Below are 12,643 nucleotides of genomic sequence, written 5' to 3'. Positions count from 1 at the left end.
GCCGGCTCAGCGCGACAGGAAGGTGAGGTCTTCGTCGCTGCGGGCGGTCAGCACCTCGACGCCGTTGGCGGTCACCAGCAGGGTGTGCTCCCACTGGGCGCTGAGGCTCTTGTCCTTGGTCACGGCCGTCCAGCCATCGCGCAGCACCTTGGTGCGGTGGTCGCCGACGTTGATCATGGGCTCGATGGTGAAGCACATGCCTTCCTCCAGGGCGATGTCCGCCTCCGGGGCGTAGCCGTCGTAGTGCAGTACCTGCGGGTCCTCGTGGAAGCCGGCACCGATGCCGTGGCCACAGAAGTCGCGCACCACCGAGTAGCCGTTGGCCTCGGCGTGCTTCTGGATGGCCCGGGCCAGCTCGGACAGGCGCACGCCGGGGCGCACCAGGGCGATGCTGTGGTAGAGGCATTCCTGGGTGACCCGGCACAGCCGCTCGCCCTGGATGGTCTCGCCGACGATGAACATCACGCTGGAGTCGCCATGGTAGCCGTCGGCGGTCTTCACCGTGACGTCCAGGTTCATGATGTCCCCCTTCTTTAGCTTCTTGCCGTCGTCGGGGATGCCGTGGCAGACCACGTGGTTGATCGAGGTGCAGATCGACTTGGGGAAGCCGTGATAGTTCAGCGGGGCCGGGGTGGAGCCCAGCTCGTCGACGATGTAGTCGTGGCAGAGGCGATCGAGCTCGCCGGTGCTGACGCCGGCCCGGACGTGGGGGGCGATCATCTCCAGGACGCTGGCGGCTTGGCGGCCCGCCTCGCGCATCTTCTCGATCTCGTCGGGCGTCTTGATGGGTACGTTCATGGAATCTCGGATTCAGGGGGTGGTGTCGCCGGACGAGACAAGGGTGGGGAAGGGCGTCGGCGACTTCATCTCGAAGGTGATCCATGGTATAAAGCTGCGCGCTTTCCTGCAATCGCCGATCCCCGGAGCCCTTCCCGGCCCGGCGACCCGGTGGGCGGAAGGCGGCGAACCCTAGCAATGCCTTGAAAACACACATGCACCGGCACATGGTCCCGGGTGCCGTCGAGGGCTCGACGGTCGGATCCATGGGGTGCATGGAGGCCTAACCCGATTCTCCAGGAGTCATCCATGGCACACGTCAACATGCGTGACCTGCTGAAGGCAGGCGCTCACTTCGGTCACCAGACCCGTTACTGGAACCCGAAGATGAGCAAGTTCATCTTCGGCGCCCGTAACAAGATCCACATCATCAACCTCGAGCATACCCTCCCGGCCCTGAACGAGGCCATCGAGGTGGTCGAGAAGATGGCGGCCGCGAACAACAAGATCCTGTTCGTGGGCACCAAGCGCAGCGCCAGCAAGATCGTCAAGGAAGAGGCCAACCGCGTCGGCCAGCCCTTCGTCAACCACCGCTGGCTCGGCGGCATGCTGACCAACTACAAGACGATCCGTCAGTCCATCAAGCGCCTGCGCGACCTCGAGACCATGCGCGAGGACGGCACCTTCGAGAAGCTGACCAAGAAGGAAGTCCTGATGGCGACCCGCGAGCAGGACAAGCTCGAGCGGTCCATCGGCGGCATCAAGGAGATGGGTGGCCTGCCCGACGCGCTGTTCGTGATCGACGTCGATCACGAGCGCATCGCCATCAACGAGGCGAACAAGCTGGGCATCCCGGTCATCGGCGTGGTGGACACCAACTCCGATCCGGACGGCGTCGACTACGTGATCCCGGGCAACGATGACTCCATCCGCGCCATCCAGATCTACGTCAAGGCCATCGCCGACGCCTGCGGTCGTGCGAAGGAAGGTCGTCCCGACGAGTTCGTCGAGGTCACCGAAGAGAACGCCGGCGACGCCGCCGCGGCCGAGTGATCGTCGGTCCGCCCGGGGCGGCGGCGGGGTCGCCAGGCGATGGCGGCCGGCCGCCGGGCCGGCAGGAGGGGGCTTCGGCCCCCTCCTGCTCGACGGGCGGGTGAAGGACTCGCTGGGCTTCCCCCCGGCGCCTATATTCCAGGTCGAACCATTCAGAGGTAACTACCATGGCAGCTATCAGCGCCTCCCAGGTCAAGGAACTGCGCGAGCGCACCGGGCTCGGCATGATGGAGTGCAAGAAGGCCCTCACCGAGGCCGGCGGTGACATCGAGACCGCCATCGAGAACCTGCGCAAGAACTCCGGCCTCAAGGCCGCCAAGAAGGCAGGCCGCACCGCCGCCGAAGGCGCCATCGTCACTCGCGTGGCCGAGGACGGCAGCTACGGCGTGATGGTCGAGGTCAACTCCGAGACCGACTTCGTCGCCCGTGACGACAACTTCAAGGCCTTCGCCGACCAGGTCGCCGACGCCTTCTTCGCCGCCAAGAGCGAAGACGTCGCCGCCATCATGGAAGGCGAGCTGGAATCCGCCCGCGAGCAGCTGGTGCAGAAGATCGGCGAGAACATCGGCGTGCGTCGTAGCGTCGTCGTCGAGGCGCCGGAAGGCGCCCGTGTGGGCGAGTACGTCCATGGCGGCCGCATCGGCGTGCTGACCGTCCTCAAGGGCGGCACCGCCGAGGCCGCCAAGGACGTCGCCATGCACGTCGCCGCCATCAACCCGGCCGTCGCTCGTCCCGAGGACATGCCCCAGGAGAAGCTGGACGCCGAGAAGGCGATCATCCTGGCCCAGCCGGACATGGCCGGCAAGCCCGAGAACATCGCCGAGAAGATGGTGCAGGGCCGCCTCAAGAAGTACCTGGCCGAGAACAGCCTGACCGAGCAGCCCTTCGTCAAGGACCCGAACCAGTCCGTCGCCGAGTACGTCAAGGCCGCCGGCGGCGAGGTCATCGGCTTCACCCGCTTCGAGGTGGGCGAGGGCATCGAGAAGGAAGAGGTCGACTTCGCCAAGGAAGTGATGGAACAGGCCAAGCGCAGCTAAGGCCGCCGGTTCCAGTGTGAAGATGGCGTGCGCGCAAGCGCACGCCTTCGCGTATCCGGCCGGTACGTCCGGCCAGCCAGATTCGTCGAGTTTCCGGGAGACACGCCATGAGCAGTGCCGAGCATGCCCACACCAAGTCCGACAAGCCCCGCGCCGAGGTATCCAAGTACAAGCGGATCCTGCTCAAGCTCTCCGGCGAGGCGCTGACCGGGGATGCCGAGTTCGGCATCGATCCCAAGGTACTGGATCGCATGGCGCTGGAGATCGGGCAGTTGGTGGGCATCGGCGTCCAGGTCGGCATCGTGGTGGGCGGCGGCAACCTCTTCCGCGGCTCCGCCCTGCACGAGGCGGGCATGGAGCGGGTCACCGGCGACCACATGGGCATGCTGGCCACGGTGATGAACGCCCTGGCCATGCGGGATGCCCTCGAGCGCTCCAACATCCGCTCACGGGTCATGTCGGCGATCCCCATGAGCGGCGTGGTGGAGCACTACGACCGGCGCACCGCCATCCGCTACCTGACCTCCGGGGACGTGGTCCTGTTCTCCGCCGGTACCGGCAACCCCTTCTTCACCACCGACTCCGCGGCCTGCCTGCGCGGCATCGAGATCGATGCCGACGTGGTGGTCAAGGCCACCAAGGTGGACGGGGTCTACGACAAGGACCCGGTCAAGCATCCCGACGCGGTCAAGTACGAGCAGCTGTCCTACGACGATGCGCTCGACCAGAAGCTCGGGGTCATGGATTTGACCGCCATCTGCCTGGTGCGGGACCATGACATGCCGGTACGGGTGTTCAACATGAACAAGCCGGGGGCGCTGCTGAACCTGGTGGTGGGCGGCCGGGAAGGCACGCTGATTGACAGAGGGTGAGATCGTGATTGACGACATCAAGAAGGACGCGGAAACCCGCATGAAGAAGAGCCTCGACGCTCTTCACCACAACTTCAACAAGATCCGCACCGGCCGGGCGCACTCCAGCATCCTGGACTCGGTGACCGTCGACTACTACGGCGGCCAGGTGCCGATCAACCAGGTGGCCTCGATCAACGTCGAGGACGCTCGCACCCTGACCGTGGTGCCCTGGGAGCAGCAGATGGTACCCAAGGTGGAGAAGGCCATCATGACCGCCGAGCTGGGGCTCAACCCCGCCAGCGCCGGCAACGTCATCCGGGTGCCGATGCCGATGCTCACCGAGGAGACCCGCAAGGGCTACATCAAGCAGGCCCGCCAGGAGGCCGAGAACGCCCGGGTCGCCGTGCGCAACGTGCGTCGTGACGCCAACAACGACATCAAGGCGCTGCTCAAGGACAAGGACATCACCGAGGACGAGGCGCGTCAGGGCGAGGATGCCATCCAGAAGCTCACCGACAGGATCGTCGCCGAGATCGACAAGGCCCTGGAGTCCAAGGAACACGACCTGATGCAGGTCTGAGGACGGGGCGGCGGCGCCCTCGGTGCCGCCGTTCATGGAACGCCTCCGTCCCACCCGCCATGCGAGACACCATGACGTCACCGCAGCCTCCCCAGCCCCGCGCCGACGGGGACACCCTGCCACGTCACGTGGCCATCATCATGGACGGCAACAATCGCTGGGCCAAGGCCCGGGGCCTGTCCGGCATCCGCGGTCATCATGCCGGCGTCGAGGCCGTGCGGGCCGTGATCCGTCGCGCCGCCGAGCGCGGCGTCGAGACCCTGACCCTCTTCGCCTTCTCCAGCGAGAACTGGAAGCGGCCGGCCGCCGAGGTCAACGCCCTGATGGAGCTCTTCCTGATGGCGCTCAAGCGCGAGGTCAAGAAGCTCCACCAGCACGACATCCGCCTCTCGGTGATCGGCGACCGGGCCGGCTTCTCCAGGGCCATCCAGAAGCACATCGACCAGGCCGAGGCGCTGACCGCCGATAACACCGGCCTGCACCTGGTGATCGCCGCCAACTACGGTGGTCGCTGGGATATCGCCCAGGCCGCCCGGCGCCTGGGCGAGCGCGTCGCCGCGTCCCAGCTGGCCGCCGCCGCCATCGACGAGTCCGCGCTGGACGGCGAGGTCAGCCTGACCGCCCCGGTGGACCTGTGCATCCGCACCAGCGGCGAACGACGCATCTCCAACTTCCTGCTCTGGCAGCTGGCCTATGCCGAGCTCTATTTCACGCCGGTCCTGTGGCCAGACTTCGGGGCCGAAGCCTTCGACGAGGCCCTGGCCGACTTCGCCGGCCGCAAGCGGCGTTTCGGCATGACCGACGAGCAGCTCGAGGCGCAAGGTGCTTAAGCAGCGAATCCTCACCGCCGCCTGGCTGGCCCCGCTGGCGATCGCCGGCCTGTTCGGGCTGTCGGGAGGCCCCTTCGCGGCCTTCACCGCCGCCATCGTGCTGCTGGCGGCCTGGGAATGGGCCAACCTCGCGGGCCTCGATCGGGGCTTCGAGCGCCTGGCCCCGGTGATCGGTCTCGGCGCCGTCCTGGCGCTGCTGTACCTGGCCGACATGAGCCTGTCCCTGTGGCCGCTGTGGCTCGGCGTGCTGGGCTGGCTGGTCAACCTCTACTGGGTGGTCGCCTATCCGGAGCGGCTCCAGCAGTGGCGATCCACCGGCATGCGCCTGGCCATGGGCCTGTGGGTGCTCGCCCCCGCCTGGGTCGGCTTCAACGTCCTGCGCGAGGCGGGCGCGGCCTGGCTGCTGTTCGTGCTGCTGATGGTGTGGGGCGCCGACATCGGCGCCTACTTCGTCGGCCGAAGCCTCGGTCGCCACAAGCTGGCGCCGAGCGTGAGCCCCGGCAAGACCCGTGAGGGCGTGGCCGGTGGCGTGGCGGTGACCGCGTTGCTGGCGCTGGCCTTCGCCGCCTGGCAGGGGCTCGCCCCCGGCGCCGCCCTGGGGCTGCTGGTGGCCACAGTGGTGGTCACCCTGGCCTCGGTGGTGGGCGATCTGCTGGAGAGCATGCTCAAGCGGCATCGCGGCCTCAAGGATTCCAGTCGGCTGTTGCCCGGCCATGGCGGCGTGCTCGACCGTATCGACAGCCTCACCGCGGCGGTCCCGTTGTTCGCCCTGTTCCAGGCGGGAGGGCCCTGGTCATGACTCAGCGACCGCGCGCCGTGACCGTGCTGGGGGCCACCGGGTCCATCGGCTCCAGCACCCTGGACGTCATCGCCCGTCATCCCGATCGCTATCGGGTCCACGCCCTGACCGCGCACCGCTCCCGCGAAACGCTGCTCGCCCAGTGCCGGGTGCATGCCCCGGCGCTGGCGGTGCTCGACCACGAGGAAGACGCCGCCTGGCTCCGCGAGCGGCTCCGCCAGGCGGGGCTCGCCACCGAGGTTCGCGCCGGCGCCGAGGCCCTGGTGGAGGTCAGCGAGGCGCCCGAGGTCGAGGTGGTCATGGCGGCCATCGTCGGCGCCGCCGGCCTGCTGCCGACGCTCGCCGCCGTGCGTGCCGGCAAGCGGGTGCTGTTGGCCAACAAGGAGGCCCTGGTGATGTCCGGGGCGCTGTTCATGGACGCCGTGGGGCGCGCCGGAGCGACCCTGCTGCCGATCGATTCCGAACACAACGCCATCTATCAGTGTCTACCCGTCGAGCATCGCGGCGGGCTGGCGCGTCACGGCGTCACCCAGCTGCTGCTCACGGCGTCCGGCGGGCCCTTCCGGGGCTGGTCGCCGCGAGCCCTGGCCGAGGTCACGCCCGAGCAGGCCTGCGCCCACCCCAACTGGTCCATGGGGCGCAAGATCTCGGTGGACAGCGCCACCCTGATGAACAAGGGGCTGGAGCTGATCGAGGCCTGCTGGCTGTTCGATGCCCGCCCCGACCAGATCCAGGTGGTGGTTCACCCGCAGAGCGTGATCCACTCGATGGCCGCCTACAGCGACGGCTCGGTGCTGGCGCAACTGGGCAATCCCGACATGCGGACCCCCATCGCCTACGGGCTGGCCTGGCCGGAGCGCATCGAGGCCGGGGTGGAGGCGCTGGACCTGTTCGCGGTGTCGCGGCTGGACTTCGAGGCGCCCGACGAGGCGGCCTTTCCCTGCCTGAGGCTGGCGCGGGAGGCCATGGCCGATGGCGGCACCGCCCCGGCGGTGCTCAATGCCGCCAACGAGGTGGCCGTGGCCGCCTTCCTCGACGGGACGCTGGGCTTCGCCGGGATTCCCGAGCTGGTGGCCCGGGTCCGCGAACGTTGCCCGGTGGAACCGGCCGGCGAACTCGAGGGGATCCTGGCCGCCGACGCGCGGGCCCGCCGCGAGGCCCGGGAGTGGCTGTCCCGCCGCTGATCGCGGCGGTCCCATTGACGAGGAGACTGCCATGGGGCTGATCCAGAACGTGCTGGCCGTGATCGTGGTGCTCGGCCTGCTGATCACCTTCCACGAGTTCGGCCACTTCTGGGTCGCGCGACGCTGTGGCGTCAAGGTGCTGCGCTTCTCCGTGGGCTTCGGCAAGCCGCTGTGGTCGCGGTTCGACCGTCATGGGACCGAGTTCGCCGTGGCGGCCATTCCGCTGGGCGGTTACGTCAAGATGCTCGACGAGCGAGAGGGCCCGGTGCCGGCGGAGGAGCGCCACCTGGCCTTCAACCGGCAGAACGTCTGGGCCCGGATCGCCATCGTGGTCGCCGGTCCCCTGGCCAATTTCCTGCTGGCCCTGGTGGCCTACTGGGCGCTCTTCGTGGCCGGCACCACCGTGGTGGTCCCGGTGATCGGCGAGGTGACCCCCGACTCTCCGGCCGCCCGGGGAGGGCTGGCCGCCGGCCAGGAGATCACCGCGGTACAGGGCGAGACGGTACGCTCCTGGGAGGAGATCAACCTCGAGCTGGTGGCCGCCATCGGCGCCAGCGGCGAGCTGACGGTACAGGCGAGGGACGCGGGGGCGAGCCATGCCCGGGAGCATCGCCTGCCGGTGGAGGACTGGCTGGTGCGCCAGGACCCGCCCCAGCCGCTGGCGAGCCTGGGCATCGCGCCCTGGCGTCCCCGGCTGCCCGCCGTGCTCGGCCAGGTGGTGGACGGCGAGCCCGCCGCGGCCGCCGGGCTCGCGCCGGGCGACGAGGTCGTGGCCATCGACGGGACGCCGGTGGAGGACTGGGGGCACTTCGTGGAGCGGGTGCGAGCCCGGCCCGGCGAGACCCTCGCCCTGGAGGTCCTGCGGGACGGCGAGCGGCGCTCGGTGTCGCTCACGCCCCGTGCCAACACCTTGCAGGACGGTACCACCATCGGCTACGTAGGCGCCGGGGTCCAGCCGGTCGAGTGGCCGGAGGAGTACCGCCGCGAGATTCGCTACGGGCCCCTGGTCGCCCTGGGGGAGGCCACGGTACGCACCGGGGAGATGACGGTGCTGACCCTGGACGCCATCCGCAAGATGGTGGTCGGGTTGATCTCGCCGTCCAACCTCTCCGGGCCCATCACCATCGCCCGGATCGCCGGGGACACCGCGCGTTCCGGCCTGGAGAGCTTCGTGAGCTTCCTGGCCTACCTGTCGATCAGCCTGGGAGTGCTGAATCTCCTGCCCATCCCGGTGCTCGATGGCGGCCACCTGATGTATTACCTGGTCGAGGCGGTGCGCGGGCGGCCGGTCTCGGAGCGCACCCAGGCGCTGGGGCTGCGCATCGGCCTGGCGCTGGTCGGCACCCTGATGCTGATGGCGCTGTATTTCGACCTGATGCGACTGTGGTGAGCCCTTGCCGGCGGGGCCTCGATGGCGATGGCCCCGCGTGCCTCGGCTTGTCAGTTACCCATGCGAATGTATAAGGTGCCTGTCTGGACAGGACGGCAGATCAACGCGAGCGAAACGACTGCATGAAGATCAAGACCATCGGACTGGCGGCGCTGCTGCTTGCCGGTGCCGGTTCGGCACAGGCAGACGCCTTCGACGTAACGGACATACGAGTGGAAGGCTTGCAGCGCGTTTCGGCAGCCTCCGTGTTCAATGCCTTTCCTGTCAACGCCCCGGATCGGGTCGACGAGCGCGAGCTCGCCGAGGCCGCCCGGGCGCTGTTCGCCACCGGCCTGTTCGAGGACGTCCGGCTGTCTCGCGAGGGCGGGGTGCTGATCATCGAGGTCGAGGAGCGTCCGACCATCACCCGCCTCGACATCGAAGGCAACAGTCAGATTCCCGACGAGGACCTGCGCCGCGGCCTGCGCGAGGCGGGCCTCGACGAGGGGCAGGTCCTGCAGCTGTCTACCCTGGAGGAGATCCAGCGGGAGCTGGCCGGCGTCTATCAGGCCCAGGGGCGCTACAGCGCCCGGATCGATACCGAGGTGGTCGAGCTGGGCGAAGGGCGCGTGGCGGTCGACATCACGATCGACGAGGGCGCGGTGGCCAAGATCCGCCAGATCAACATCGTCGGCAACGAGGCCTTCGACGACGAGACCCTGCGCGATGTCTTCGAGCTGGAGGATCGGCCGGGCTGGTTCTTCGGCTGGTTCTCCAGCGACGAGTACTCCCGCCAGGCCCTGGCCGGGGACCTCGAGCGGCTGCGCTCCTTCTACCTGGATCGCGGCTACGTCAACTTCAACATCGATTCCACCCAGGTTGCCATCAGCCCGGACAAGTCGCGGATCTTCGTCACCATCAACGTCAACGAGGGCGGGCGCTACCGCGTCGGGGACATCCGCTTCGCCGGTGACCTGCGTATCCCCGAGCGCGAGGCCCGGGAGTTGCTGGAGATCGAGACCGGCCAGGTGTTCTCGCGCAGCGACGTCACTGCCTCGACCGAGGCGTTGCGCTCGCGGCTGGGGGCCGAAGGCTTCGCCTTCGCCAGCGTCGACGGCATTCCCGAGACCCGCGCCGGCGGCGACACCGTCGACCTTACCATCCGCGTGGATGCCGGCCGCCGGGCCTACGTGCGCCGCATCGAGTTCGTCGGCAATACCACCACCCAGGACGAGGTGCTGCGACGCGAGATGATCCAGATGGAAGGTGCCCCGGCCTCCACCGAGTCGATCAGCCAGTCCCGGCAGCGCCTGGAGCGGCTGGGCTTCTTCAAGCAGGTCGAGGTGCAGACCGAGCCGGTCCCCGGCGCGCCGGACCAGCTCGACGTCACCTACACGGTGGAAGAGCAGCCGTCCGGCTCCATCTCGGCCAGCATCGGCTTCTCCCAGAGCGCCGGGGTCATCTACGGCGCCTCGCTGTCCCAGAACAACTTCCTGGGCTCCGGCAACCGCGTCAACATCGGCGCCCAGCGCAGCGATACCTACACCAACCTCAACTTCGGCTTCACCGATCCGTACTGGACCCTCGACGGCATTTCCCGTGGCTACAACCTCTTCTACCGGGAGACCGACTATGAGGACTCGGACATTTCCACCTACTCCACCGACGCCTTCGGCGGCGGGATCAGCTTCGGCTACCCGATCAACGAGCTGACCCGCCTGAACTTCGGGGTGGATGCCGAGGACCTGTCCATCAAGACCTTCAACGACACGGCCTCCGAGATCGAGCGCTACGTCCAGGATCAGGGCAACGATGCCCAGACCTTCAAGCTCACCGCCAGCTGGACCCGCAACGACCTCAATCGCGGCATCATGCCCACCGCCGGCAACTACCAGCGCCTGTCGCTGGAGACCACCGTGCCGGGCAGCGACGTCGAGTACTACAAGCTGCGGGCTCGCGCCCGGCACCTCTTCCCCTTCGACGAGGAGCAGACCTGGTCGCTGAAGTTCAGCGGCGAGCTGGGCTATGCCGACAGCATCGGCAACGACCCCTACCCCTTCTACGAGAACTTCTTCTCCGGCGGCCTCGGCTCGGTGCGCGGCTTCACCGGCAACACCCTGGGGCCGGCCACCACGCCCCGCGGCGACGGCGACGACAAGACCCTGGGCGGCAACATCCTGGTCGAGGGCAGCGCCGAGCTGATCTTCCCCATGCCCTTCGTGGAGGACAAGCGCTCGGTACAGCCCTCCCTGTTCCTGGATGCCGGCAACACCTATCTCTCGGAATGCTACGCCGTGCTGGACGGCGACAGTTCGAGTTGCGAATCCGGCGTCGACCTCGGCGAGCTCCGCTACAGCGTGGGCCTGGGGCTCTCCTGGCTCACCCCCGTGGGGCCGCTCACCTTCAGCATCGCCGAGCCGCTCAATGCCAAGGACGGCGACGACACCCAGTTCTTCCAGTTCTCGCTGGGTCAGACCTTCTGACCCGGTCCCCGACAAGGAGTTGATGACCATGCGCAAGCTGACCGCCGCCCTCTGCCTGGGGCTCGCCAGTGCCTTCGTCCTGCCGGCCCAGGCCGCCCAGGTGGCCGTGCTCGACTGGCGGACCGCCCTGATGGAGACCGAGGCCGCCCAGCGCTCCATGAACGAGTTCCGCAACCAGGTCCATGACCGTCAGCAGGAGGCCGAGGCGCTGGGTCAGGAGCTGCAGGCGATGCGGCAGCGCCTGGAGGAAGAAGGCGAGCTGATGTCCGAGGCCGAGCGGCGCACCACCATCGAGACCTTCCAGCAGAAGGGGCAGCGCTTCGAGCGGCTGCGCCAGGAACTGCTCCAGGCCCGACAGCAGGCGGAGCAGGCCTTCCTGCAGGAGGCCGAGCCCAAGCTGGATCAGGCGGTGCAGCAGGTCATCGACCGGCACGACGTGCAGGTGCTGGTGGACCCCAATGGCGTGGTGCATGCCGAGGGTGACCTGCCCAACCTGACCGGCGAGGTGACCGACATCCTCGACTCGCTCTACTGAGCGGGCCCCTCCTGACAGCGACACCGGGTTCCCATGACACACGACACCCCTTCCCTGACGCTGGCCGAGATCGCCGCCCGGCTGGGGGCCGGCCTCCAGGGCGACGGCGAGCGCCTCGTGCGCGGCCTGGCCACCCTGCGCGATGCCGGGCCCGATCAGGTGGCCTTCCTGGCCAATCGGGCCTATCTCAAGGACCTTCCCGGAACCCGGGCCGCGGCGGTGCTGCTGCATCCGGACCATGCCGAGACCTGTCCCACCGCCTGCCTGACCCTGGACAACCCCTATCTGGGCTATGCCGAGCTGTCTCGGCTCTTCGATCCCCTGGCCGGCCGGGAGGACGCGGGCATCCATCCCGCGGCGGTGGTCGCCGACGACGCCCGCCTGGGGGAGGGCGTGGCCATCGGCCCCCAGGCGGTCATCGAGTCGGGGGTCGAGCTCGGCGACGGGGTGGTCGTCGGCCCGGGCTGCGTGGTCGGCGCCGATACCCGCATCGGCGAAGGCTCACGCCTGCACGCCAACGTCACCGTCTACCACGGCGTGGTGGTTGGCGCACGGGTCATCCTGCACAGCGGCTGCGTGATCGGCGCCGATGGCTTCGGCTTCGCCCATGACGGGGCCGGCTGGCACAAGATCGCCCAGCTCGGTGGCGTGGTGCTGGGCGACGACGTCGAGGTGGGCAGCTGTTCGAGCATCGACCGCGGCGCCCTGGGCGACACCGTCATCGGCGAAGACGTCAAGATCGACAGCCAGGTGCAGATCGCCCACAACGTCCAGATCGGCGCCCACAGTGCCCTGGCGGGCTGCGTGGGCATCGCCGGCTCCACCCGCGTCGGGCGGCACTGCATGCTGGGAGGCGGCGTGGGGTTGTCGGGTCACCTGACGATCTGCGACGGCGTCCAGATCACCGGCATGAGCCTGGTCACCAACTCGATCCACGAGCCCGGCGTGTATTCCTCCGGGACCGGTGCCATGGAGAACGCCCAGTGGCGCCGCAACGCGGTGCGCTTCAAGCAGCTCGACGATATCGCGCGTCGCCTGCACCGCCTGGAAAAAGCCGGCCGGGGCGGTTGAGGCCTCGCCTTGGGGCGGTATAATCCTCCGCCCGTTCGTCGTCCGGAGGTCGACGACCGTGCCCGCGTCGC

12 protein-coding genes are annotated in these 12,643 nt (G+C 68.5%); 11 read left to right on the top strand and 1 reads right to left on the bottom strand.

What is annotated here, in order from left to right; all coding sequences use genetic code 11:
• Window positions 1–6 precede the first annotated feature (6 nt).
• Window positions 7–798 (bottom strand): type I methionyl aminopeptidase, encoded by a 792-nt coding sequence (gene map, locus BEI_RS15870; RefSeq protein WP_097790432.1) that lies wholly within the window; start codon window positions 796–798, stop codon window positions 7–9.
• A 288-nt stretch (window positions 799–1,086) separates the two neighbouring features.
• Here map and rpsB point away from each other — a divergent pair, with 288 nt between their 5' ends.
• The 11 genes from rpsB to lpxD all read left to right on the top strand — a co-directional run bounded on the left by rpsB (window position 1,087) and on the right by lpxD (window position 12,572).
• Window positions 1,087–1,830: a 30S ribosomal protein S2 gene (rpsB, locus tag BEI_RS15865; RefSeq protein ID WP_097790431.1), complete on the top strand. Its 744-nt coding sequence runs from the start codon at window positions 1,087–1,089 to the stop codon at window positions 1,828–1,830.
• Window positions 1,831–1,997: 167 nt separating this feature from the next.
• A complete protein-coding gene (gene tsf / locus BEI_RS15860) occupies window positions 1,998–2,867 on the top strand; it encodes a translation elongation factor Ts (RefSeq protein WP_097790430.1) in 870 nt (289 codons plus the stop codon).
• A 107-nt stretch (window positions 2,868–2,974) separates the two neighbouring features.
• On the top strand, window positions 2,975–3,739 hold the full coding sequence (gene pyrH, locus BEI_RS15855; RefSeq protein WP_097790429.1) for a UMP kinase: 765 nt from the start codon (window positions 2,975–2,977) through the stop codon (window positions 3,737–3,739).
• Window positions 3,740–3,743: 4 nt separating this feature from the next.
• Window positions 3,744–4,301 carry a ribosome recycling factor gene (gene frr, locus BEI_RS15850; RefSeq protein WP_097791124.1) on the top strand — a complete coding sequence of 186 codons (558 nt, stop codon included), beginning with the start codon at window positions 3,744–3,746 and terminating at the stop codon, window positions 4,299–4,301.
• A 71-nt stretch (window positions 4,302–4,372) separates the two neighbouring features.
• Window positions 4,373–5,131, top strand: a complete 759-nt coding sequence (gene uppS, locus BEI_RS15845; RefSeq protein WP_097791123.1) for a polyprenyl diphosphate synthase — start codon at window positions 4,373–4,375, stop codon at window positions 5,129–5,131.
• Window positions 5,124–5,930 (top strand): phosphatidate cytidylyltransferase, encoded by an 807-nt coding sequence (locus BEI_RS15840; protein WP_097790428.1) that lies wholly within the window; start codon window positions 5,124–5,126, stop codon window positions 5,928–5,930. The genes uppS and BEI_RS15840 overlap by 8 nt, the downstream gene beginning before the upstream one ends.
• Window positions 5,927–7,114 carry a 1-deoxy-D-xylulose-5-phosphate reductoisomerase gene (ispC, locus tag BEI_RS15835; protein WP_097790427.1) on the top strand — a complete coding sequence of 396 codons (1,188 nt, stop codon included), beginning with the start codon at window positions 5,927–5,929 and terminating at the stop codon, window positions 7,112–7,114. Before BEI_RS15840 ends, ispC begins: the two co-directional genes overlap by 4 nt.
• Before the next feature lie 31 nt (window positions 7,115–7,145).
• Window positions 7,146–8,504: a sigma E protease regulator RseP gene (gene rseP / locus BEI_RS15830; protein WP_097790426.1), complete on the top strand. Its 1,359-nt coding sequence runs from the start codon at window positions 7,146–7,148 to the stop codon at window positions 8,502–8,504.
• Window positions 8,505–8,626: 122 nt separating this feature from the next.
• Window positions 8,627–10,966: an outer membrane protein assembly factor BamA gene (bamA, locus tag BEI_RS15825; protein WP_227644503.1), complete on the top strand. Its 2,340-nt coding sequence runs from the start codon at window positions 8,627–8,629 to the stop codon at window positions 10,964–10,966.
• 28 nt (window positions 10,967–10,994) lie between these two features.
• Window positions 10,995–11,501: an OmpH/Skp family outer membrane protein gene (locus tag BEI_RS15820; RefSeq protein ID WP_097791121.1), complete on the top strand. Its 507-nt coding sequence runs from the start codon at window positions 10,995–10,997 to the stop codon at window positions 11,499–11,501.
• A 33-nt stretch (window positions 11,502–11,534) separates the two neighbouring features.
• Window positions 11,535–12,572 carry a UDP-3-O-(3-hydroxymyristoyl)glucosamine N-acyltransferase gene (gene lpxD, locus BEI_RS15815; RefSeq protein WP_097790425.1) on the top strand — a complete coding sequence of 346 codons (1,038 nt, stop codon included), beginning with the start codon at window positions 11,535–11,537 and terminating at the stop codon, window positions 12,570–12,572.
• Window positions 12,573–12,643: the final 71 nt, after the last annotated feature.

This window comes from Halomonas beimenensis, assembly GCF_002549795.1.
GTDB classification, from domain to species: domain Bacteria; phylum Pseudomonadota; class Gammaproteobacteria; order Pseudomonadales; family Halomonadaceae; genus Halomonas; species Halomonas beimenensis.
The sequence above is the reverse complement of the archived record's forward strand: the minus strand, read 5'-3'. Positions and strand labels throughout refer to the sequence as shown.